This window comes from Candidatus Dormiibacterota bacterium, assembly GCA_035532835.1.
In the GTDB taxonomy this organism is placed as follows: Bacteria; Vulcanimicrobiota; Vulcanimicrobiia; order Vulcanimicrobiales; family Vulcanimicrobiaceae; genus DAHUXY01.
Genome location: DATKQG010000011.1, coordinates 24,142 through 47,172 on the forward strand (window position 1 = coordinate 24,142; position 23,031 = coordinate 47,172).

Annotated in this window: 16 protein-coding genes and 1 riboswitch; of the genes, 7 read left to right on the forward strand and 9 right to left on the reverse strand. The window is 61.5% G+C overall.

Going from position 1 to position 23,031, the window contains the following annotated elements; translation table 11 throughout:
• Positions 1 to 19 precede the first annotated feature (19 nt).
• The 3 genes from VMW12_01460 to VMW12_01470 all read right to left on the reverse strand — a co-directional run bounded on the left by VMW12_01460 (position 20) and on the right by VMW12_01470 (position 4,371).
• A complete protein-coding gene (locus VMW12_01460) occupies positions 20 to 1,336 on the reverse strand; it encodes an Nramp family divalent metal transporter (protein HUZ48387.1) in 1,317 nt (438 codons plus the stop codon).
• Entirely contained in the window at positions 1,333 to 2,640 is a 1,308-nt protein-coding gene (locus VMW12_01465) for a CBS domain-containing protein (GenBank protein HUZ48388.1), read from the reverse strand. Before VMW12_01465 ends, VMW12_01460 begins: the two co-directional genes overlap by 4 nt.
• A 92-nt stretch (positions 2,641 to 2,732) precedes the next feature.
• Positions 2,733 to 2,918: riboswitch (M-box (ykoK) riboswitch) on the reverse strand.
• Between the two features lie 22 nt (positions 2,919 to 2,940).
• Positions 2,941 to 4,371: a flagellin gene (locus VMW12_01470; protein ID HUZ48389.1), complete on the reverse strand. Its 1,431-nt coding sequence runs from the start codon at positions 4,369 to 4,371 to the stop codon at positions 2,941 to 2,943.
• 206 nt (positions 4,372 to 4,577) lie between these two features.
• Between VMW12_01470 and VMW12_01475 the strand changes: the two genes are divergently transcribed.
• The 6 genes from VMW12_01475 (at position 4,578) to VMW12_01500 (ending at position 14,768) form a co-directional block, all read left to right on the forward strand.
• Complete coding sequence (locus tag VMW12_01475) at positions 4,578 to 7,667, forward strand: carboxypeptidase-like regulatory domain-containing protein (GenBank protein ID HUZ48390.1); 3,090 nt, start codon at positions 4,578 to 4,580, stop codon at positions 7,665 to 7,667.
• Positions 7,668 to 7,722: 55 nt separating this feature from the next.
• Positions 7,723 to 8,421, forward strand: coding sequence for a hypothetical protein (locus VMW12_01480; GenBank protein ID HUZ48391.1), 699 nt, complete (start codon positions 7,723 to 7,725; stop codon positions 8,419 to 8,421).
• 65 nt (positions 8,422 to 8,486) lie between these two features.
• Complete coding sequence (locus VMW12_01485) at positions 8,487 to 9,284, forward strand: hypothetical protein (GenBank protein ID HUZ48392.1); 798 nt, start codon at positions 8,487 to 8,489, stop codon at positions 9,282 to 9,284.
• Between the two features lie 101 nt (positions 9,285 to 9,385).
• Positions 9,386 to 10,015, forward strand: coding sequence for a hypothetical protein (locus VMW12_01490; GenBank protein ID HUZ48393.1), 630 nt, complete (start codon positions 9,386 to 9,388; stop codon positions 10,013 to 10,015).
• Positions 10,012 to 10,704: a hypothetical protein gene (locus VMW12_01495; GenBank protein ID HUZ48394.1), complete on the forward strand. Its 693-nt coding sequence runs from the start codon at positions 10,012 to 10,014 to the stop codon at positions 10,702 to 10,704. Before VMW12_01490 ends, VMW12_01495 begins: the two co-directional genes overlap by 4 nt.
• Entirely contained in the window at positions 10,704 to 14,768 is a 4,065-nt protein-coding gene (locus VMW12_01500) for a hypothetical protein (GenBank protein ID HUZ48395.1), read from the forward strand. Before VMW12_01495 ends, VMW12_01500 begins: the two co-directional genes overlap by 1 nt.
• Here VMW12_01500 and VMW12_01505 read toward each other — a convergent pair.
• Complete coding sequence (locus VMW12_01505) at positions 14,765 to 15,187, reverse strand: hypothetical protein (protein ID HUZ48396.1); 423 nt, start codon at positions 15,185 to 15,187, stop codon at positions 14,765 to 14,767. The genes VMW12_01500 and VMW12_01505 overlap by 4 nt on opposite strands.
• Before the next feature lie 12 nt (positions 15,188 to 15,199).
• Here VMW12_01505 and VMW12_01510 point away from each other — a divergent pair, with 12 nt between their 5' ends.
• Positions 15,200 to 15,994 carry an inositol monophosphatase family protein gene (locus VMW12_01510; protein HUZ48397.1) on the forward strand — a complete coding sequence of 265 codons (795 nt, stop codon included), beginning with the start codon at positions 15,200 to 15,202 and terminating at the stop codon, positions 15,992 to 15,994.
• Positions 15,995 to 16,169: 175 nt separating this feature from the next.
• Here the strand turns inward: VMW12_01510 and VMW12_01515 are convergent, their stop codons facing one another.
• Genes VMW12_01515 through VMW12_01535 form a run of 5 tightly spaced genes read right to left on the reverse strand, consistent with a single transcriptional unit; the run spans position 16,170 to position 22,968 of the window.
• On the reverse strand, positions 16,170 to 17,771 hold the full coding sequence (locus VMW12_01515) for a hypothetical protein (GenBank protein HUZ48398.1): 1,602 nt from the start codon (positions 17,769 to 17,771) through the stop codon (positions 16,170 to 16,172).
• Positions 17,764 to 19,230: a GT4 family glycosyltransferase PelF gene (gene pelF / locus VMW12_01520; GenBank protein ID HUZ48399.1), complete on the reverse strand. Its 1,467-nt coding sequence runs from the start codon at positions 19,228 to 19,230 to the stop codon at positions 17,764 to 17,766. Before pelF ends, VMW12_01515 begins: the two co-directional genes overlap by 8 nt.
• A complete protein-coding gene (locus VMW12_01525) occupies positions 19,230 to 20,510 on the reverse strand; it encodes a response regulator (protein ID HUZ48400.1) in 1,281 nt (426 codons plus the stop codon). Before VMW12_01525 ends, pelF begins: the two co-directional genes overlap by 1 nt.
• Positions 20,510 to 21,274, reverse strand: a complete 765-nt coding sequence (locus tag VMW12_01530; protein HUZ48401.1) for a hypothetical protein — start codon at positions 21,272 to 21,274, stop codon at positions 20,510 to 20,512. The genes VMW12_01525 and VMW12_01530 overlap by 1 nt, the downstream gene beginning before the upstream one ends.
• The gene (locus VMW12_01535) at positions 21,274 to 22,968 is read right to left on the reverse strand and encodes a polysaccharide deacetylase family protein (GenBank protein ID HUZ48402.1); all 1,695 of its coding nucleotides are present in this window, start codon (positions 22,966 to 22,968) and stop codon (positions 21,274 to 21,276) included. The genes VMW12_01530 and VMW12_01535 overlap by 1 nt, the downstream gene beginning before the upstream one ends.
• Between the last annotated feature and the right edge of the window lie 63 nt (positions 22,969 to 23,031).

Below are 23,031 nucleotides of genomic sequence, written 5' to 3' on the forward strand. Positions count from 1 at the left end.
CGACTCCCGCTCCGTGCGGTTAGCTTCCGCCGAGCGCGGGGAAAATCGTTTGTACTGTCGAGACGATCGTGAGTAATCCGACGATAATAACCGTCGCCCAGGCGACGATGTTGAAGAAGATGCCGTTCGTCCAGGTGCCCATCAAACGTTTGTTATTGATCAGCAGTAACATAAGCACGAGAACGATTGGCAGCAACGCCCCGTTGAGGACCTGTGAGTAAAAGATGATTGCGAGCAGCGGCGAGCCGGGGATGAGGACCGTTCCCGCTCCGATCACGATGAGCGCGAGATAGAAGCTGTAGAAGATCGGGGCTTGTTTGAAGCTGTGGTCGACGCCGCGTTCGAAACCGAAGGCTTCGCAGACGTAATAGGCCGTCGAGAGCGGCAGAATCGATGCGGTGAAAATCGCCGCGTTCAGCAGGCCGATTGCGAAGAGGAGCGAGGCGAACTTGCCCGCGAGCGGCGCGAGGGCTGCGGCGATATCGCCGGCGTCGTTGATAGCCAGAGGATGTACCGCGTGGAGATTGTGGACGTAGATCGTTGCTGCGCTCGAGACGATGATGAAGAAAGCGATGATGTCGGTAATCACCGAGCCCACGACGACATCGACTCGGGAGTACTTATAATCGGACTTCGTCACGCCTTTATCGACGATGGCTGATTGGATGTAGAATTGCATCCACGGCGAGATGGTGGTGCCGATGACGCCGATGGCCATGAGGAGGTAGGCGCTCGATGGCGTGAAGTGCGGGACGATCGTCTGATGTAAGACGTCGGGCCAGTTGGGATGGACGAGAAATCCGCTGACGACGTACGCGAGGTAGACGATACAAAAGGCAAAGAAGACGCGCTCGACGACTTTATAGTTCCCACGCGTGATGGTGAAAAAGACTAATGCGGCGGCCAACGGCACCAAGAGAAACTTCGAGAGTAGCGGGACGTACGTTTGAAAGATCGGCGAGGCCGTAGCGATACCGGCGAACTCCGCGGCGGTATTTCCGAGATCGCCGAAGACGAACAGCAGCAGCACCCAGAAGGTGACCTTGACGCCGAAGTTCTCGCGGATGAGATCGGCGAGGCCCTTGCCGGTGACTGCGCCCATGCGGGCGCACATTTCCTGGGTGACGATCAGCGCGAGCGTGACGGGGATCAGCAGCCACAGCAAGGAGTAGCCGAATTGAGCGCCGGCTAGGCCGTAGGTGGTGATGCCGCCGACGTCGTTGTCGGCGTTGGCGGTGATGATGCCGGGGCCGACGATGGAAAAAAACATCAGCACGGTGCGCAGGTTCGCGCGCCACCGCATTCCAAGCGCGGAGGTGTTCGTCGGTTGCTTCATTGCTGAGAGCCGTTGTGCTCGTGGTTATGCGCCGCGCGATGGCGTGTGATGCGTGGTAGACGCTTGATGGCGTCGTCGGGCATCAGTTGATCGATGGCATCGTCGACGGTGACGATTCCGAGCATTTTCCCGTTGGGATCGGTGACCGGGACCGCGAGAAGATCGTATTTGGCGATGGTGGCGGCAACGTCGTCGGCGTGCATATTGGGGTGCACGGAGATGAGGTCGGTATTCATGATGCGCTCGATGAATGCCGTAGGTAGCGCGAGCAGGAGCGCGCGCAAGCTCAGCACGCCCAGTAGCGTGTCGTCTTTATCCACGACGTAGAGATAGTAGATGAATTCCGATTTCGGCGCGATTTCGCGGATCTTGCGGATCGTCGCTTCGGTCGTGCGATGCGGGTAGATCCACACGTAATCGGTCGTCATCAAACCGCCGGCGGAGTCTTCGGCGTATTTGACGAGTTCGCGCAGTTCGTCCGCGGTGTAGTCGCTCATCTCCGCGAGCAAGAGGCTCTGCTGCTCCTTCGGGAGTTCGGCGAGCAAATCGGCCGCATCGTCGGAATCCATCTCCTCGATGATGTCGGCGGCGCGTTCGGTGCCGATGTCTTCGATCAGGGAGCGCTGCGTTTCGGCGTCGAGATGTTCGAAGGCGTCGGCGGCGGTCTCGTCATCGAGCTGGCTTACGACGGCGGCGGCTTCGCGCTTGGAGAGATCGCTGATGATCTCGGCGAGTTCGGAGGGGTGCAGCCGTGCGAGCTTGCTCTCTTTCACCGAAAGATTGACTTGCGAGGGGTTGGCGTCGCGAATGGGCGCGACAGAATCCCACGCGATCATCGAACGCGGGACCGAACGGTAGATTCCCGGCGTGAAGCGCTTGCCGAAAGCCTTGAGCCCCAAGCGCCGGAGCAGCCCGGCGACGCCGACGTCGGCGGCAACCACGCGGAGCGCGCCGCCGGCGTTCGCCACCTCGATATCGTTGATGCGCACGACCTTACGGCCATCGACGTCGACGATCTGCTTGTCCAGGAGGTCGGCTACCAGATAGAGCGAGTCGACGTCGGGTGGGGCCGGCTCTTTGGGCGCTAAACGCAGGGCAACGCAGCCGTCGGCGTCGACATCGATGACGCTCTCCATCGGCGCGTAGCGGGGGCCCTGGGATGTCTTGATGACTAAGCCGTCGATATGCGGAAAAACTGCGTCGGGCTGGCTGACGAGAAAATCGGCGACCCGGCCGATCGGCAGATCGTCGATCGTCGCCTTTCGCCCCACGAGTTCGGAGATGAATCCCTCTTGAAACGACATGGCCGGGCACCTCCTCTCCACTTCGACGCATAAAAATACCGGCACGCCCCGCCTGGCGCCCGGTGTGAATGAGGAAAGATGCAGCCGCTACGACCCTACCTCAATCGCACACAGCTTTGGCACCACGCATCGTAGAGAATTCCCATTGGGGAGAGGTCCTCAGCCGCGTTAGACACCGCCTTAAGTCGGCGCAGTCTGGTCTACCCACTTGGCGTCTCTCGACGTTTCCGGGCAGCGGCCTATGTATCGCGTGGACGCCTCACCTAGCGAGGTATCTACTTCTTAGTATAGGCGCCCGCGTCAACCCTTGAGGCTTGCCCCGCCGCCGCCGAAGGATCCGATGAGGAGGTTGGTGAGCCCCGAGGCCGAGACTTCGATCTGCGCGAGCAGCTTGCTACCGACCTGCGTGAGGATTTGCTGCTTGGTGAAATCGGTGACCGTCGCGCCGATATTCGCGTCGCGAATGTTGCTGACCGTCGTCGTCAGGTTGAGGGCGGCAACCGAATCGTTGGCGCCGTCTTCTTGCAGCGAAACCGCCTGCGCTCCGACCACCGCGCGCACCGCGTTGACTTGTTGCAGCGCGGCATCGACGCGAATTTCCGCATCGCCGGCCGGGACGACGTTGCTGGAATTCTGCCCGATGATTTGGTTGTAAAGGTTCACATCGGCGGTCGGCAGTACGGAGATGTCGCTGATGTTGAGCGCGTTCGTGCTGACCGACGGAATGTCGATCGGGACGATCGTACCTTCTTGGCCGCCGTCGTTGACGCTGAGCGCTTGGCCACTCGGATTGGTGGGCGTACCGTCCGTACTGATGAACGCGATCGTCGCGCCCACATCCGCTTGGGTGAGATTCGCGATCGTGAAGTTGAAGAGGCTTGCGCCCGGAGCTCCGCCGCCGCTCGTATAGGAGCCCGGCGTGGCGTACGATGATGTAATCGGGCCCGAATTGATCGGGACGGCTTCTTGATCGATAAAGGTCGGCGCGGCACCCATCGACGGCGATTTACTGTACGCGGTGAATTGCACGAGCACGCCGGGCCCAACGTTGATGCCGGTGTTCGGATCGATCTGGTTGGCGCTGTAGCTAAGAACTTGAAAAATCATCAGAGCCGGTGTAAACGAACCGACCGGTGGAACGCCCGGCGACCCCGGGGTCCCATCGCCCGGGACAACGAGCGGGCCGGGGCCCGAACCGTATCCGGGGAGTTGCGAATCGACGACCGTGGACGTGCCGGCATAACCGCCCGGCGCGAGGATGAGATTGTCCACTTGCGTCGCGCCGTACGGAACGCTGGAAATTCCCTGGCCCGTATCGTATTTGCCGCTAAGCAGTGAGAGGCCGTTGAACGTGGTGTTCTGCGAAATCTTGTTGATTTCGAGCAGCAGCTGATCGATTTCCGTTTGGATGTTTTGGACATCGTTCAGCGAGTTGATATCGCTGCGCGACTCAACGATGAGCGATCGGATGCGCTGGAGGATCATTTCGACGTTGCTGAGTGCGCCGTCCACGACGTCGAGCAAGTTGTTTGCCGTCTGGACGCTCTGCACCGACTGCTGCAGCCCGTTGATCTTGGATTGGATCGTTTGCGCGATCGCGTAACCGCTGGGGTCATCGGCAGCAGAATTCACACGCAAGCCTGTTGCTAGCGTGTGAGCGTCCGTACCTAAATTATTTTGAACCAGAGAGAGATTCCGTAGAATCAATCCCGAGCTCCCCAGCACATCCATGGAAAAGGCGGTTTCCTCCTTGAAACAGTCCCTTGTAGTCCTACTATCGGCGCTACGGCTGGAAAAGTTTGCGATAACCCCGTAAGGCTCCCGTTAAGACGCTCGGCCGGAGCGTCGAAACCCACTTATAGAAGATGGGAAGTTGCGTGGTCCGGCGTAGGCGCCGCTTGGTCGGCCGTCTGCTCCAGTGTCTTGGTGCGGGAACGATGCTGATAGGGTTACTCTATGCGGCCGCTTTTCGTACCCCCGCCTATGCCGCCATCATGGCACCCGTCGATCGCCTTGTTCGCTCGTTTGCCTCGACTGTGGCGATCGTTCCGGTCGCCAGCCCATCGCCGAGCCCATCGCCTTCGCCGTCGCCCGCGCCCGGAGGCATCGTGCTCCCGAATGCGACCCCCACGCCGAAGGCCTACCGGGCTACGCGGGGCGGACCCCTCGAGTTCGGCCTTTCGGGCAGCCTTTCGTTCGGCTCGCGTTCCATCAGCTCGACGCAATACAGTCCCTTCGGCGTGGCCAGCCCATCCCCGAGCGCCAGCCCGTCGGAGTTCATCGGCTCCACGTTCACGACGAATCAGTCGCTCGCCCAAGAGTCGGTGGGGATGCTTGCCGAGCTGACTCGGCGCACCGGAAGCACGATGACCGACATCAAGCTGCCGCTCGGGTTCGGCAGCCAGGGGACGCAGCTCGGCTTGGTACAGGCGATTTTTTCGACCCCGAAGTACGCGATTGGATACGGCTCGCAGGTGCTGACGCTCTTCGGGCAGATCCCGGCGGGCGGAACGCAGCGGGGCCCGTTCATGATCGTGCCCCTGCCGGCCGGCGACGCCACCTTTTATGAAGGCCCGGCGATCGGGGCGCTCTCGGAGACGGTGCCGCTCTACGGCGTTCGCATCCGCCACCTCGGGAACGGCGCGCTCTACGAAGCCGGCTTGGCCTTCGCGAACGGGCTGGAAACCGGAAAATCGGTGACCGCGATTTTGGGCGGGGCGGCGTCTCGAGGGCCGTTGACCCTCACCGGCGAGGCCGCGGCGCAACACCGGCAGGGGGGCGACGCGAATGCCTCCGGCCTCACCTATCAACTGCGTTTGGATGACGGCGGCACGAACACGTACGTGACCGCGATCCTGCGCCACGTGTCCAACAACTTCGTTGCGTTCGGTAATGGGGAGATCTACGGGGACGATTACGAAGATTTCGGATATCACAAAAACGCGACGCTGCAGAATTTTTCGTTCGACATCAGCCGCGAGCGGATCGGGAATACGCTCGGCGGAGCATCGACGAACCGCCAGGAATCGATGACCTACGGCGGCCCGGCGCGCTTCGGCCAATATACGGTCAGCCTGCAATCGCAGAATACGGGGGGCTCCGGGCTTACCTCGCAGTGGATCGGGACCGCGATCGGGCAGTTTTCGGCGAACCTCGGCCATGGATTTTTGCTGCTCGGATCGCAGGCTTCGCGCACGACCCAATCTTTCGGCGGGGACGTCGGCAGCTCGGGCTTCAATGCGTCGCTCGAGGAGCCGCTCGGCTCGATCACGTTCGGCGCTTCGTATCAGGCCTATCGGCAGATCTCGCAACTCTACGGGCGCACGACTATTGCGTCCGAAGGTTTCAACGCGACGCGGACGTGGGGACGCACCTCGCTCGGGCTCTCGGAGACGTTCTCGCACACGTACAGCGCGCAATCCGCGGCGGTGCAGACCAATCCGCTCTTTACCGTGACGCGTCAAATATCTCCGGTGATCTCGGTCCAAACCTCGATCGGATATCAGACGCTGCGCGACCCGCTCAACCCGGCGGCCAACGGCAAATCGCGAACGTTCAGCTTTCAGATCAACGCGCCGTTCAGCTACGGAAACAGCATCGTCACCGGCCGGAGCGACGCGCGGCTTCCGGCAACGATCGTCGGCAAAGTGCTTACGGACGCGGGCACGAATGCGAGCTTCGCCGGCCTCGCGAGCAGCGGCGTGAGCAATATCCTGATCGTGCTCGACAACCAGACGATTCAACGCACCGATGTAACCGGCGGCTTCCAATTCTCGTTCGTCACGCCGGGTCAGCACCAATTGCGGATCGAGAATTCGTCGCTCCCGCGCGGGGTGACCGCCGACCAACCCATCGCAACCATCAGCGTCCTGGGCGGCCAAACCGCGCAGGTTATCTTCCAGGTCGGGAACTTCGGCGGCATCAGCGGGCACGTCTACGGCCGCGACGATACCGGCGCGATCGTTCCGCTGCCCAACGTCCTGCTCCGCGTGGACGGGGGCGCCTACTCGCAGACCGACGGCGCCGGAGCGTACGGCTTCGGGCGGCTTCGCCCCGGCAAGCACACGGTCACCATCGTGCCGCAGTCGGTTCCCGCCTTCGCGTCGTTCAGCAAAGCCTCCGAAACGGAGGTGGTTCAGGTGCACGATGGCGTCTACACGCCGCTCAACTTCGATGCCGAGCCGCTAGGATCGATCTCCGGTTCGATCATGTTCGCTCCGGAACTCGCCTCGGAGAACATGACCGGCCCCGTGCCCAACGCCTACGTCGTAGCGGAGCCCGGCGAACATGCGGCGATCGTGGACGACGGCGGCGACTTCATCATCGACAACCTTCCGCCGGGCGATTACACCGTCTCCGTCGATCCGGAGACGCTTCCCGATGGAACGGGCGCTACGCCGGATAGCGTGCCGGTCGCGCTGGGATCCGAGGAGCACTATCACGGGCTGCGTTTCTTGGTTGGGCATGCGCAGAAGAAGGTGGTGTTCTCGTTCCTCGGAAGCGGCGCGACCGCTTCGGCGCCCGCGCAGGTGCAGTTGAGCGAGCAGCGCCTTCCGCCACACGGCATCGCGAGCGTCAGCGTCGACGCTCCCAAGAGCGCCGAACGCGTCCGGCTCGAGGCCTTCGGAGCATTGCGCGACCTCGTGTACGACGATCGCCGCAGCGCGTGGGTGGGGGACGTCATCGTGCCCGCTACCGCGAAGGCGGGAACGTACACCATCGCGGCGACGGTCGGGTCCGGGACCAAGCCGGCCTCGGCGAAACTCGTCGTCGATCCAAAGATGCCGATTGCGATCTTGCAGGTGCAGCCTGCTAATGCGATCGTCGGCCAGTACGTTCGCGTCCGCGCGCGCTTCCTGGTGGACGTGCGGGAAGGCGATCGCATCGAGTGGCAGGACGGCACCACGACGATTCTGGGCAAACCCGTGGTCGGGCGCATCTTTACATTCAGCCTGCGTATTTCTTTACGCCCTCTGCACGGAGTACTGCTAACCAAGGGCTCGCGCTTGCCGATAAGTTTAATGTAACCCGCTTTAGAACTTTGCCACGGATGGCACTCTCGCGCATGGTGAAATAAGGACGATGAACATTAAGAAATTTGCAGCACTCGCATCCTTTGCAGCAGTGCTCGCCACCACAGTGGCACCCGCGTATGCGGCTAACCCGACCGGAACGGTCACGATCAAGTGGAACACCCAATCGATCGCCACGATGACCCTGACGACCAACTACTCGGCGACCGGCGCCCAGGGCCTCGGCGCCCCGGCGATCTTTCAGAACACCAACGGCGGCGCAGCCAGCGCCGGATGCACGGCTGCCGGCGCCGGCAGCGAAGTTGCTTCGACCGTGAACTTCGGCAACGTCACCCCGGACTCGGCGAAGTACGTCGATTGCCTCTACGACAACGGCATCAATGCCGCCGTCGCGACGAACGATACGCTCGGATACGCCGTCAACGTTCAAGAGACGACCGCACCTACGAGTCCCGGCAGCTACATGCTGTGTCTCCTGCCCAACGGCACGTACAGCAATACGGGCGCGGTTGCCCAAAGCACGCGCACGACGAATGCTTCGGTAACGTCGATCGTCACGACGACGGCCAGCGGTACTTCTTGCGGCGCAGGTAACACGACCATCTGGGGAACGACGCAGGCCCTGTACACGAGCGCAGCCTCGACCGCCGGCGCAAACTTCGGCGCCGACGTCGAACTCGTGATCGCTCCGAACGCGCCGACCGGCGCAAACTCGGGCGTCGTCACCTACACGATGGCCCTCAACTAGTCTCTGAAGGGTAACGTACCGCTTTGTCACGGGGCCGCTTGCGGCCCCATGGCGAAGAGGCCGACATGATGCAGACACGACGCATTGCCGTACTAGTTGGCCTGCTGGCGGTGGCGGCACTGATCCCAACCCCGGCCGGTTCGGTCGGACTAGGGCTCTCGGTGACACCCGGCAAGTTCGAAGTCTCGATCCCCTTGGGGACGACCTACAACGTACCGGTCACCGTTCAGAACTCCAACTTCTCCTCGACGCACGTGCAGGCGACCATGGTGGATTTCGGCCTCTCGCAAAGCGGCAACTACGAATTCGGCAAGGTTGGTTCGCGACCGTACTCGCTCTTGAAGTGGGCCGCGATTCGCCCCCGTGAATTCGATATCGCTCCCGGAACCTCGCAGCAAGTTCAATTGACGCTGGCCATTCCGTCCAACCAACATCTCACGGGCGAATACGCCGGCATCATTTTCTTCCAAACCCGGCCGGAACGCAAACCCGGACAGAACGTAGCATTCTCCGTTCGCGTGGCCTCAAAGATTTACGAAACGATTCCGGGCACGGTCAAGATTGAAGGAGCGATCGTCAAGATGACGAGCGCGAAGACGCCAGATGGCCAGATCTTCCGGGTGCTCTTCAAAAATACCGGAAACGCGCACGTCTATCTGCGCGGCCAAATAACGGTACAGAAAAACGGTGCATCGGTATACCAAACCGCGATGCCGGACAACTTATTGGTAGAACGCGGCGGCGAGCGCGATGTCGAGGTGCGGGGTAAAGCCCTTCCACCCGGCTCGTATCAGGCCATCGCCACGATCGACTACGGCGGAAAAAACGAAACCGGCGGCGAGATCAACTTCGAAGTTCATTAGCCGCACACCACGCAGGATGGAGCTTGCGTGGAACAGGGAGTGTATAGGAAGCGCAGATGAAAAGGTTTACTCGGCGGTCGATAGCAGTAGGAGGCGCCCTTTTGGCAGCGCTCGCTGCGCTCGGCCCCGCCCGCGCAGCCGCTCCCTCAAGCCCGGTCACGATCAAGTGGCAGGCGCAAGCGATCGTCAACGTCACGCTAACGAGCAATTACGCGACCGGCTACGGCTCGGTCAAGGCGGTGTTCGGTACGCAACCCGCACCTACGCACGGACCCGACGCAACCGGCCCCGGGACGCCGATCGATTTCGGCTCGGTGCTGGCCGGCAACACGTATCTGTATAAGTATGCGGCGCACGTGAACGTCGTCACCAACTCTTCGACCGGATTTGATCTGTACGGCGAAGGCGCCGCGGATTTCTTTAACACGGTAGATAGCTCGACGCAGACGCTCAACCAAACGCTCTACTACGTCAACTCAACCAGCGGCTCTCCGGCGGATAGCAACACCGGCTTCTCGCCCGGACTGCCGTTCTATCGGACCGCCGGTGCGGTTACCGGTAACGGGCAATTCACGACGCCGTCGATTTCGTACACGACCTATCCCTCCCCGATTGCCGCCGATGCGGCCGCGACGGGCGACTTCTACTACGACTACCAGATGAAGGTGCCGCCGACAGCAACCAGCGGCCTGTACTACGTTTGGATCGTCTATACGGTGGTGCCTAAATGACGATCGTTATGCGGCGGATGCTCATCGCTTTTGCGATATTGGCATTGCTTCCCGTAGCCGTACAAGCGCTCTTCGTTCAGCAGCGCGACCAGATCGGCGTGACGATCGTGGTCAACGTCGCTCCGCCGCTTGCCGTCAATCTGCACGCGCCGAACGCGGCATCGGGAGGGGTCTTTGGCACGCTCGCGCTCGCCGGCGCGACCGGCAAAACGTCGTTTCATGCGGAGAGCCTGCATTTCGAACGGACCTCGATGCTCGTCGCCCAAGGCAGCCAGAGGGCGGTAAAAGTGGAGGCTGAGGTCTCTCCAAACCCCTTGGCAACCCTGCTGTACAGCGATCAGAGCCTGGTGACGGTGAACGTCGCCGCCGGACAAAGCATCACGGTTCCGTGCGCGTACCACGTCACCGTCGATACGACCCAAACCTATTGGCAGCTCAAGGATGGCTTGGGGACCGACTTTTACGGATCGACCTTTCCTGGAAAGGACGTCGGGCGCGACAATTACCTTGCGACCCCTCATCCCACATCTTCGCCGTTTGCCGTCTACGCCGATGACAGCAGCATGTGGACGCTGGTCGATACCAATACGCTTAAGAAAACCTATTGCGTCTCCTTAACGGTCAGCGTTCCGATTAGCGTTCCGGCCGGTTCCTATAGTTCCAACGCGATCTACACGGTGTACTACTGATGCGTCATCTGCGCGGAGCCTGGCTCTTCGTTCTCATCGCCTTCATCGCGTTAGCCGCGACGGCGTTCGCGCAGGTGCGTGGGGTACCTCCGCACGAGCCGATCGTCCGCGTCACGATGCCGCCCGTGACGGTGACGATGCCTCCGATCGGCCGCCCGATCGGCCTGCCTTCCGCGCCGGGCGTTTCCACCTCGAACTCACAGTACATCGGTGTAGTCCCGCCGGGCACGAAGGTTCCGCTGTCGCGGCTACCGATGCTGCCGCGTGCAAGCACGCTCAACACCGTCACGCCGAAGATGGCGCGCGCACGCGTGCATCCGCTGGCAGCTAACGGTGCGTACATCGATATTTCCAACACCAACTGCTTTACGCAAGGCGCGCTCGGCGATAATTTTAACGTAGGTTGTGCCTTGCAATGGTATGCGGCGAGCATGCCTGCAGGTGACACGTATCAGGATTATTACGTTTTCTCAACTAACGGCAACGAGCTAAACGCCGGCGCCACAGCGGTCGGCGGAGCGCACGGTAGCGGGAACGGCCCGGGGCGTTCGACGACGCTGAGTGCTGCCGGGACGTACATTTTCGGTACCTACGATGTGACGAAAGGGCAATGGGCGGCAATCATCTATGTGAATGCAGGCCAGGTGTTCTCGATCAAGGTCTATCAGGACTCGTTCCATTCGCAAGAGACGTACCAATTCGATGCCGGTACCAGCAACAACGCCTATATTTACCTTCAAAATGTCTCGCAGTCGGACTACTACGTCGTCGGCATCACGCAAACGTCGGTAGCGCCGAACTGTGTCTTTATCGCTCCGGCTCCGCTTCCCGCACCATATACGCCGCCCGCGAACCAGCTATGCGCTCTGACGGCATCGACCGGCATCCAGGCTCCGGGAGGAAATCTTTCGGTCACGTGGCCGATCGGCCCGACGCTCAAATCGGGGATCTATTCGATCGAAGTCTACGACCTTACCCAGGGCGTTCGACTCGGACAAGTGCAGGTTTCGCTGACGGGCTCAAGCGGCTTGGTATTGATCACGCGTGCGGATGGAACCGGCGCAAACATCAATCCATCCCCCGCGCCGATCCCGGCGCCGACCCCGGCGACTATCATTGCGTGGGACGGTAACAATCCCATCGATGAATCGGCGACCGGCGTGAGTGCGTCGATTTCCGGCGCGAGCAACGGCTCGAATTACAAGTGGACGCTCAGCGACCCGCAAGGGCAGGTGCTTTCGACCGCTGCCGGGACGATCGCCGGGAATGCCGGCAGCCACGTCTTTACGTTCGACAACACCAACATGCTGCAGCCCGGAAGCTACCCCTCGCACACGTTTACGGTCCAGTTGTACGATACGACGAACAACGACGTCGTGGCATCGCAGAGTTTTCAGGTACTCGGTTACTCCACGACGACGCAATTCAACAACGCCGGCACGCTCGGTTCCACGGTGGCCATCACGCCGAATAGCCAGGTCACCGAAGGGATTCGTTTTACGAATAACGGCGGTGGAATTTACAACGGGTTTGGCGATAATCTCAGTAAGATCATTTTCACTACCGGACCGGATTTTAACGTCAGTAACACGACCGGAAACGGAATCATGATGTCCGTGGTGAACGGCGCCACCAATCCCTGCGGCTTATGCTCGACCACCACGACCGACTCTAGTGGTAACACGTGGAACGCGACGGTAACGTGCAGCGCAACCACGAAACAAAAAAATGGCGAGTGCAATCTTGAGCTCGACCCGGCAAGCACTAGCACGACCCTCGCTCCGGGCGCATATATCAATCTCAATAACGTCACGTTTTTTAGCTCGACAGGAGCGACGTGCGGCAACTCATGCCAGGCGCTAACGTCGGAATTTCCTCAACACGGTCTTACTTGGTCGAATACGACGAGCGCTCTCGCATGGCAGCCGGTGTATTTCCGGAACTCGTCTGCTTCCGAGAGCGGCACGGCGATGTTTCAACTCGTCGGCTCGCTCAATCAAGGCAACTACAATCTAAACCCCGGGCCGCCGTTTAGCGCTCCGTTCGTCGGTACGCATTATTTCCTCAATCCGTTTATGCAAGCCGATTACAATAACAATTCGCCGTACAACGTCCCCGTCTCGCTCACCAACCAAAACGCCTCCAATCAGGACATCGCCCTGTTTACCATAAAAAACACCGGGACGAATGTTATTTCGCGGGTGGCGATTGAGCTGCCGCCGTTGTACTTGAACCAGGGCATCTATGCACTCGACGGTGCGACTCCGGGCGCGTGGTTCGTGGCCGCCTGCCCAGCCAATTTTAGCGTCCAGTGGATCTGCCTCAACAACGGTAACGTAAAGGCCGGAAACTCGGATTACATCTATCTCGATCTGACGATGACGCTGCAGAGCTTTCCGTTCCAAGATATCGCCATGCAGGCCTACGCGAACAACCAATGGTTCGCAATGACGCCGGCTGCCGGGGCGAATACGACTCCGGACGGCTTGAATACGCTGGATAATCTCTCGTTCGGAGTGTATTCGCTGGTGGGTTCCGACATGACGACGTATTTTTCGCCGTCGACGGTAGGCCAGGGTTCTACGGCAACGCTCGGAGCCCAAGTGCAGAACACCTCGACATCGGTGGATCCCAACCCCGATTCGCTCGATATCGTCGTTTTGGAAGCCCCGAGCACCGGACTCACCCTGAGCTCTACTCCAAGCGTGACACCTGCGGGCTGGAGCTATCTCGGGCAGTTCAAGAAAAATGGCGCGACGGCGACGCAGTACTGGTTCGGGCTTTGCACCAATCAGTTCAACGGGGCCAGCAACGGCACGTACGCCGGGCCGCCGACGGCGAACGGTGCGTCGGGCGTGCCGTTAACGAATCCCTATCCGTCGCCTCCGCCATGTACGGGCGCGCAAGAAATCAACGCTGCGCGTCCTGGGGCGAAGGTGACGATCTCGAACATGCAGTTCACCAATTTCAATACCAACGGTGTGCAGACGTGGAAGATGTACGCTCACGGCGCCGATGCCGGCGGCTGGTCTGCCGGGCAACCGTTCTCGCTAACGGTCACACCCGAGTCGGCTTCGATCTGGTTCAATCAGGTCAACGGCGTGGTAACGCCGACGAACACCGTCCCGACGATCGGCGGCAGCCCGAACACTTATCAGTACGCGGTGAAGAACACCAGCCAAACCTCGAATATTTCCACGACGATCATCACGATTCCGGGCCTGGACGTGAACAATCAGAACGCGACCGACCCGAGCGGAAACACGTGGAACATCACCAACATCGCGAGCGGCGGCGTAACCCTCAGTGCGCCCGGCGGCCAGGCCGACGGTATCGGCGGTTGCGTGGTTGATACGAGCGCGACCAAGACGTTCAACCCGACGACCGCTGGAGCGAACGGGCAGATCACGCTCGACGGATGCACGAATTTCAAACCCGGCGACACCATTTACGCCAACTTCACCGCCGCCAATCCGGAAGTGCAGAGCGATAGCTACGTCTTCCCGGCGACGGTGGACGGAAGCAACGCCGGTGCGGCATGGCTGGGCGCCGACGAAATCAGCGAGTCGTTCAAGATCGGCCTCGATATCATCGTGGATCCGAGCAACCCCGGGCCCGGCGGGTCGACGCCGGTAGTCAATTGCGGTAACCCGTGCGCTTTCTCGGGCACGACCGTCGACTTTGGGAACATCGCGAACAATACCGCATTCAATTTCCTCGACGTCGTGCGTGCGAGCGTCTATTACACCGGCGCGACGACTCCCGGCCACGATCTACTCTTGCAGGTGAGCGCGAACAGCAATCCCACGAATTCGACCGGAACGCCGACCAATGAGATGCTGACGGATATCGACAGTACGAACTCGACGCAGGGGGCCGGTATAGGTTTTAGTCAGACCACGATGGCGGTTGTCCCAACGAGCGGCGGACTCTTGGTCGGTACGGTTCCGGAAACCAACCGCTCGACGCCGTACGATCTGATCCAGAACTACCGGATCGCCATCGGCAACGAAACGATCACGGCCCACGTCGTCACCGTGACCTATACGCTGATCCCGAACTAAACTCGCGTTCGCGGCCTCCATGCGGAGAGCGCGAACGCGACCAGCGCGGCGAGGACGATAACGGAATAAACCGTGCTGCTGCGCTGGTGCAGGGCGTCGTAAGCCGGAGTCTGCAACGGGGTCGATTGCATCTGCGGAACGATCCAGGCCGTCTCGACAAATCCAAACGCAATGGCTACCGCGATGCAGGCGACGATGATCGTTGTGGTCTTTCGCGTTTCGAGATACGCGAAGACGGTGATTCCGGCCGCAACGATTCCGCACCAGTCCCCCAGGCGCGTCAGCAAGCCGACGCAGGCTGCGATCGTCGCAGCGAAGGCGGGGGTCGGGCCGACGTAGGCGAACGCCGCCGGCGCAAAAAGAAACGCGAACCCGATCATCGCGCCGACCCAGATTCCGAGGACCAAGAGGCGAAGCATACTCCACATATCATGAGCATTGCACATCGCAAGCACCCCGACCCGTTGAGACTCGCCATCGAGACCGCGCGCGAAGCGGGCGCGGCCTTACTCGAGGCCGGTCGCTTGCCGCTCGATATCCGCCAGAAAGACCGGCGTGCCGACATCGTGACGAGCGCCGATCGAGCGAGCGAAGCGATCGTCATCGCCCGCATTCGGGAAGCCTACCCGGATGCAGCCATATTGGCCGAGGAGAGCGGGGCGAGCCCGGGTAGTAGCGACGAGCGCTGGATTATCGATCCGCTTGACGGTACGACCAACTTCGCGCACGGCTACCCCATCTATTGCGTTTCGATCGCCTACGAACGCGCGGGCGAACTGCTGGCGGGCGCCATCTACGCTCCCGCCCTCGACGAATGCTTCGCGGCAGAGCGCGGAGGCGGGGCGACGTTAAACGGCAAGCCCATCCGCGTCTCCACGATCGACGCCGTTGGCGATGCCATGGTGTGCACCGGGTTTCATCCCGCCGATTACGCGCGCAACGGCGCGCACTTCGGGGCGATATCGCAGGTGGCGCAAGCCGTCCGGCGCGACGGCTCGGCCGCACTCGATCTCGCCTACGTCGCCTGCGGGCGTTTCGACGGTTTTTGGGAGTTCGATTTGCACGCATGGGATGTTGCAGCCGGTACGCTGATCGTTCGCGAAGCCGGCGGCCGCGTTACGCAACTCGGCGGAGCTACCGCCGCGCTGGACGCATCATCGATTCTCGCGACGAACGGCCGGATCCACGCGGGCCTTGATGGCGAACTGGCGCGGGCCGGCAAGTGAACGACGCGGGCTACCCTGCCCGATTGGGGGAGCTGCGATTTTTTGGGCCCACACAGGAGGTGTGTTTCAAAGCTTGCTTTGCCCAAAAAACGTAGCAGCGTTGGATTTTACAGGAGGTAAAATCCAACAGCGGTCCCCCAATCGGGCAGGGTAGCCCGCGTCGTTCACTTGCCCGCTAGTATGCAGCGTAGTACGTGTAGGTGAAGCGGCGCATCGCCGAAGCTGCCGCGATCGTGGTGACGATAACGAATGCTAATGCTCCGCAGACGAGTCCGCCGACCATGGCTCCGGGTTGCGCGTGGAGGATCAGCGCGACGCTGCACCACGCGATACTTGCGGCACACGCGATAGCGCTACCGAGCAGCGGCCATAACGGACGGCTCAAGAAGAACAGGAGCTGCGCGTTGAGCAATCCCAGCATGATGAGCGCATAGCCGACAACACCGTAGCGGAGGACGAGCAGCGAATCGGGATTGCCGCCGCCTAAATGGGGCGATGCAACGACCAGCGCTCCGACGATCTCGCCTAATGCGACCGCTGCGAGCGTTGAAGCCAGAATAGCGAGCACGCCTAGGCCATAGAAGCGAAACATTCCCGCCTGCATCGTTCCGGTCGAGCCGATGCCCTTGCTCGCGCCGGCAAGGATGCGTTTGGGCAGTGCTTCTAGGATGACGTTGACGACGCCGGTGACGGGAAGCACGGCCAGCAGCGCAACGTCCGCCCCCAATTCATAGACCTCGGAATACGCATAGCCGTGTCCGCCTGCGGCGGCGATGCCTGCGAAGATGCGATCGCAGAGAATCGAGGCGAAATACAGTAATCCGAACGTTGCATATGGGAGCGTCGAAGCCGTGATCGATCGCAAGGAGGGCGGAACGAAGTCGCTTCTCGCGCTTGCCGCGGCGCGGGCCAGCCAGCGATAGGTCGCAAAAAGCACGAGCGCGCCGATGGCGCCGATCTCCGCGGCGAGCGTGGCCGGTTCCCACGGCACGTCGACGTGCCGGTGGAAGAGCAGCACGAAGGTTACGCCGGTAACGAGGGTCGATACCGTTGCGATCGCGATAATCCAGGCGAAGCGCCGAAGCGTGTAGAGCGGAACCAGCGAGAGCTGAAAGAGCGCGCTCCCGGCGCAGAAGCTCGCGGCCAGCCATGCATCCGGGTTGCCGTACGCAGCGCGGAGCGCTAACCAGAGCAGCAACGCTGCCACCAGCGTCGTGCCGAGGGCGAGCGTGATGAAGCGTTCGAACGTCCATCGCATCAGGCCGGTGTTATCTTGTAGGAAATAAAACGTCAGCCGGCGCGCGATGGCCTGCGAGTAGAAGCCGCTGACCAATTGCGCGACGTACACTCCTAGTGCGATTGCGGTGGCGAGGTGGAGCGGCGTTGAGAGGCTCGACCACAGCGAAGCGCCGAAGACGGCTAGCCCGATCACCGCGATGATCCATGGCCCCGAATAGAGCGACCCGATCGCATAGTCGCGGCAGGCGTCCACGAACCACGAGAGGTCGCGCTGTTCGGTGCGCTCCTCGTCGCTCACGTACTGATCGATCAGCTCGGTGACGTCGCGGGCCAAGGCGAAGAGATCGGGATACCAGAGTTCGGCGACGATGTCGTTCGAGTAGCCGAGTGACTCCAGCAGAATCGCGACTTCGTCGATGCCTTTCGGCCGCCATCCGCGCCCGAATGCGTCGCTGCGGCAGATCGAAACGATGCTCCGCGCGGCGATCTCGATCTCGCGCGCGCGCCGCTCGAACGGCTCGAAATCGGCGTTATCCATGCGATGCCGCTTCGGGGATATGCGAGCTTGCCGCAACCTGCGCGTAGAGCGCGCGATAGTTATCGAGGAAACGCTTCTGCGTGAAGAACTCGAGCGCGCGTTCGCGAGCGCGTTTCCCGACCGAGCGCGCGACTTGCGGGTCGGTGAGATAGGGGATCAGCGCCTGTGCGAGACGTTCGGGGCGTTTGGGCGGAACGACGGTTCCGCAATCGTCGATCGCCTCGCGCACGCCGCCGACATCGGTCGCAACGACGGCCTTGCCGCACATCATCGCCTCGATAATCGTGTAGGGAAAACCCTCCGAAATGCTCGAGAGCGCGACGATGGTGGCATTGCTGTAGGCGTCGGCCGGGTCTTTCGTGGATCCCATAAAGAACACGGTTTCTTGGAGATCGAGTTCCTCGACGAGCCTTCGGCAGAAGGCATCGTAGTCGCGATCGTGCACGGGGCCCCAGAGTTCGTACCGCACGTTGGGCACGCGTTCGCGCACGTGCGTCGCGCTGGCGATCATGGTTGCGACATCCTTGAGCGGATCGATGCGCAGCACCGCGCCGACGGTCGGCGTGGCGGGCCAGATGTCGCGGTCGGCGAAGCGATGCTCGTCGACGCCGTTATAGATCACGCGCACGCGCCCGTCCGAGACGCCGTAGTATTTTTCCCACGTGGTGTTGTAGGAACAGACCGGCGCGATGATATCCGAGGCGGCATACGCGGCGCGTGCGATCGCGGAGAACAAATTTTTCTTGATCGCACGATCGCTGGCGGGAAAGCCGGCACGCGCGAGCGAGAGCACCCGTTCGCGCAAATAGACGCCGTGCTCGGTGAGGATCATCGGCGTTCCATGCACGGCCTTTGCCGCGATAGCGGCCAGCGAGCAGAGCCCGGCGACGCTCGTGTGCATCACGTCGCATTCGGGGAGTTCGATCGCGAGCGGCAGCAGGTAGCGATAGAGCGAGCGAACGAGTTCGATCGCTTCGAGCGAACTCATGAACCGAGCGTGCCAGGGCTGCGCGCGGAAGAGCTCGAGCGCGGCGGTCCACGTCTCCTCGCGCCGCATGGTCCAATCGTAGTCGTTGTGGCGGAAGTACCGATAGAGCGCGCCGATGGCCTCCACTAACTGGTAGGGTTCGCCGTAATCCATTCCTCGTACGACTTGGCCGAGGAAGGCCGTAAAGATCGGGATGAACTCTTGGCGCAAAGCCCGCACCGAGCGATGCCCGGCGCTGTGCAGGTCGCCGGCATTGTATTCGGTCAGGCGCTCGTGCCCCCACAGCGGAATGTTGAGCACGCGGCGCACGTTGCTCGGAAGCTCGTACTCCAGCCGCGCCGCGGGATTTCCTACCAGCGCGTACACGTCGAACGTCATCTCCGGGAGCCCGGCGATCAGATCGCGGCACCACGTCGAGACGCCGCCGCGAACGTATGGATACGTTCCTTCGGTCAACAGGCAGATGCGCATCAACGCAGGTTCGACGGCTGATCGTCGGAGATGACCGAGTGCATCGATTCGGCAATCTCAACCGATTTGCGCGCCAGCTTCAGATTGCCGGCTGCAAGAAAGCACCGAGCGGCATTCACGTAGGCGTCTTGGATCGCCTTACCGTCGTTCGACGTCTCTGCCCAGGAGAGATACATCTTCCCCGCGAGACGCAAAAATTTATTCGAGAGATCGAGATTTTGTAGCTGGCCGGCTACCGCCGAAGCGTTGCGGAAGGCAATCGCGGCCCTGGGATACTGCTTGGCGATTTCGGCGCGTTCGGCTTCGGCGACGTAGTGCGTGAGCGCTTCGCGCAGCTTTCCGAGCTGCTGCGCTTGCACGGCCGCGTTCCAATAATTGCCGTCGGCGGGCGGCGCTGCATCGACGTAAGGATCCTGCGCGGGAGCCGCTGCGGCGGGGGTGCCCGCCGTGGGCTGCGGCGACACGACATCGTCGGCAAGGAGTTTGCGCCAACGGAGCTGCTGCTCGATGCGTGCGACCAGTTCGCGCGAATCGAAGGGCTTGGTAATGTAATCCTGTGCGCCCGCTTCGAGCGCCGATACCTTATCTTCGGTGCGCGCTTGGCTCGTGAGCATGACGATCGGGATATGGCGCGTGCGCTCGTCGTTCTTGAGCTTGTGGGCGGCGCTGCGGCCGTCGAGAATGGGCATCATCCAGTCCAGCAGAATGAGGTCGGGCCGTATCTTCAGCGCGGTTTCGAATGCGAGCAATCCGTTGGATACCGCCGTGACGGTGAAGCCGTTGCGCGAGAGCAGCGTTTGCAGTAATTTGCGAATCGCCGGGTCGTCGTCGGCAATCAGCACGTGCCCGCGCTTGGGCGACTCGAGCGCCGAAGTTTGGTTGCCGGAGAGTAAGGCCGCGCCTAGGCCTGCGGCCCACGTCTCAATCGCCGCCGCTTCGGCGAAGCCGATCGCGCCGTCGCTATAGCATTCGACGTAGCCGTAGGTCACGCCATCGCCCAGAATCGGCACGCCGAGATACGCGCCGTTCGGAATTGCGCCTTCGCGCGCATCCGCGCTCGGCTTTGCGTGGAGCATCGAAGCGCCGACTTCTAACGAGCTGGCGATCTGCTTTGCGGTCAGGCCGCCATATACGATGTTGCTCTGCGCCGTTGCGCTCCCGGCGAGAATCGGCTCGCCGGTGCCGGGAGGCTCCACGAGCCAGACGCGCACGTGCGCGAGCGCAAACTGTGCTAACGCATCGTTCGCGGCGTCCGCAGCAAGTTCGAGCGGCGATCGCATTAAATATTGACCCCATACGAAATCGTCGGGCGGAAATCGAAGTAGCTGCGATTGGTGCCGATGGGCAGTAGCGCCGCGCGCGTGTAGATGCCGGCCGCCTCTTCCAGTGCTATCGAGGGGCCTTTCAGGCCAAACGGATGGAAGCGTACTCCCGCGGTGATCTCGGCGATATTGTCGTAGTAGAACGAATGACTATCGGCGGTGAGTACGCCGCGAACGTAGGTGTCGATCGGCCGTTTTGCCGAGCCCGAGGTGCGTCCGGTCTCGAGTTGGTTGTAAAACACGGCATCTTGGTAGCGGCTATAATACGTGCCGCTGCCGTAGAAGTTACCGTACGTGCGCTTACGATTATTCGGGCCACCCCATTCGCGATAGAGCTCGATGCCGCCGCGTACGTCGCCGCCCGAAGGAACCGATGCGATCGGCCCGATCGAATGCGTCGCTCCGGCCTGCGCGAAAATGCGTAGCCCGGCCGGCGTGGTGTACTGCAAACCGAACGCGCCACCCGCGTAGTTGTCGGAGTAGATGCGCGGAACGGATCCACCGGCCGATTTTGAATCGTCGTTACCGAAGACGTCGACGAACGGCCGAATGCGAGCGTTCGGCGATCCGACCGGTTTGTATGCGTCGACGGAGTAGACGAAGTCGCCGTAGCGGCTCTCGTTGATCGCATAGGTATAGAGGTACCCGGCCTGGTCCGCCTGCGCGAACGCGCTCGTCGCAGCGATGAGGGCGAGCAGCCAAGGGAGTACGGTGCGGCACATTAAGGGTTCCCTTCGAGCAGATCGTACACGTGCAGCGAGCGTCGCGCCTGTAGCCAATTGCTCGCATAGAGCGTCGATCCGTCGAAGGTGAGGTCGTGCAGAGCGGCGTTCACGGGAATGCGATCGACGATCGCTCCCGTGGGTTCGAATGCGACAACCGTTTTTGCCCGGCGATCGAAGGAATAGAGCAGTCCCTTACGGGTCGCGAGCCCGGCAAAACGATTCTGCCGGGTGATCTGCGCGAGCGAGGGATCGAGTTCGAAGAGCTTCATCCTCGTCGTAACGTTGAAAACCGAGCCATGGTCGTCTATTCCGTAGAGGATGCCCGCGTCCATGGTTATGCCCACCAGCCAGCTCATCGCGCTAGGGAGTGGCGTATGGGATACGAGCGTAGCTCCGCCGGCGTCCAGGGCGAAGGCATCGAGATAGGGTTGCGGATGCGGATCGAAGCCCGCCTGCTGAACCGCCCACATGTGAGCGGCATCGCATGCTAGGCCCGAAATGGCGGCGCTGCCGCCGGGCCGATCGGCGATCAGCGCCGGGAAGTCTTGCTTTCCAAGTACCCGTCCGTTGCGATTGAGGGTAAAGATCCTTGGGCGATTGGTTGCCGCCGCCAACAGCCCGCCGTTATGCGGGCAAATCGGACCGACGTCGGCGTAGCGCCCATCGGCGATCTCGGGGTACTCATCACCCGTTCCGAGCAATGCCGAAAGCTCGCTCTCACGAAAATTCGCTCCGACACCCAGGCGCGGCAGCTCCCAAATTGAATCGCTGCGCTGTGCGAAATGGGCCGCTCCCGGCAGCGAGACCGCAAAGGCCGCCCGATAGCCCGCATTCTTGAGCGCTTCGATGACCAGCGCGCTCAACCCGAGAGCGTTGGAGTGCCCGGCTTCGATCCGCGTGCTCGGATCGGCGCCCGGGGCAAGCGCGGCGTTCTGCCCGTACTCTCCGCTCGGAAACGCAAAGGCTCGGATCGACGCTCCGATGACCGGCTGGAACATCGTCCGCATCTTTAGCAAATCGCTCTGGACGCGGGCTTCGAACTCGGGCTTCGTCTCAAAACGCTGCTTCGCGGGCAGCCACGCGAGGTTGGCATACCAATACGGCGAGAGCGTGCCCTTGCTATCGATTTGCAGGTTGCTATGTCCGGCGAATCCATGCGATTCAATCGTCCAAATCCCCGATTTCGCCATAAGCTTGAGATCGGCGCGCCCTAATCGGCCTGGAACTGCCGGATTGTCGGTTGCGTGGCCTTCGAAGAACATCGTCGCAACGTCGCCGTGCTTGCGCAGAATCGGCGTGGCCACCGTCAGCGCGGTGAGAAACCCATCGTCGAAAGTGAGCAGCGCAGGATGCGGAGGGAGCGCCGCGGCATCGACCTTGCCCTCGAAAAAATCGAGCGCCAGCGAGAGCGGAATCACATGATAGCCGTCGCTCTTTAGATCTGAGAGGAAGCGATCGAAGGCAGCGGGACTCGTCCACGGCTTCTGGACATGGTCGACTCCGTGGGCGCTCTCGATCGGATGGTTGCTGACTTGATGGAACAGCAGAACGGCAATCTCGGCGAACGGCTCTGGAACGAGGCGCTCGTGGAGGGTGAACGCGCGGGCCGGGACGATGGTCACTGCCACGAACAGGAGGACCTGCATCCAGGCAGCCCAGCGCTGCGCCTGTCGTAGCGATCGAAGGTACATCCTCCGCATCTTACCCTTAAAGAACGGGTGCGTACCGGCGACCGATGCATGATTGCCCGGCCC

Bases quoted from the DNA above. Each gene is read 5' to 3' on its own strand.
- VMW12_01460 (HUZ48387.1), bottom strand. From the start codon at position 1,336: ATGAAGCAACCGACGAACACCTCCGCGCTTGGAATGCGGTGGCGCGCG.
- VMW12_01465 (HUZ48388.1), bottom strand. From the start codon at position 2,640: ATGTCGTTTCAAGAGGGATTCATCTCCGAACTCGTGGGGCGAAAGGCG.
- VMW12_01470 (HUZ48389.1), bottom strand. From the start codon at position 4,371: ATGGATGTGCTGGGGAGCTCGGGATTGATTCTACGGAATCTCTCTCTG.
- VMW12_01475 (HUZ48390.1), top strand. From the start codon at position 4,578: ATGCTGATAGGGTTACTCTATGCGGCCGCTTTTCGTACCCCCGCCTAT.
- VMW12_01480 (HUZ48391.1), top strand. From the start codon at position 7,723: ATGAACATTAAGAAATTTGCAGCACTCGCATCCTTTGCAGCAGTGCTC.
- VMW12_01485 (HUZ48392.1), top strand. From the start codon at position 8,487: ATGATGCAGACACGACGCATTGCCGTACTAGTTGGCCTGCTGGCGGTG.
- VMW12_01495 (HUZ48394.1), top strand. From the start codon at position 10,012: ATGACGATCGTTATGCGGCGGATGCTCATCGCTTTTGCGATATTGGCA.
- VMW12_01500 (HUZ48395.1), top strand. From the start codon at position 10,704: ATGCGTCATCTGCGCGGAGCCTGGCTCTTCGTTCTCATCGCCTTCATC.
- VMW12_01505 (HUZ48396.1), bottom strand. From the start codon at position 15,187: ATGCTTCGCCTCTTGGTCCTCGGAATCTGGGTCGGCGCGATGATCGGG.
- VMW12_01510 (HUZ48397.1), top strand. From the start codon at position 15,200: ATGAGCATTGCACATCGCAAGCACCCCGACCCGTTGAGACTCGCCATC.
- VMW12_01515 (HUZ48398.1), bottom strand. From the start codon at position 17,771: ATGGATAACGCCGATTTCGAGCCGTTCGAGCGGCGCGCGCGCGAGATC.
- pelF (HUZ48399.1), bottom strand. From the start codon at position 19,230: ATGCGCATCTGCCTGTTGACCGAAGGAACGTATCCATACGTTCGCGGC.
- VMW12_01525 (HUZ48400.1), bottom strand. From the start codon at position 20,510: ATGCGATCGCCGCTCGAACTTGCTGCGGACGCCGCGAACGATGCGTTA.
- VMW12_01530 (HUZ48401.1), bottom strand. From the start codon at position 21,274: ATGTGCCGCACCGTACTCCCTTGGCTGCTCGCCCTCATCGCTGCGACG.
- VMW12_01535 (HUZ48402.1), bottom strand. From the start codon at position 22,968: ATGTACCTTCGATCGCTACGACAGGCGCAGCGCTGGGCTGCCTGGATG.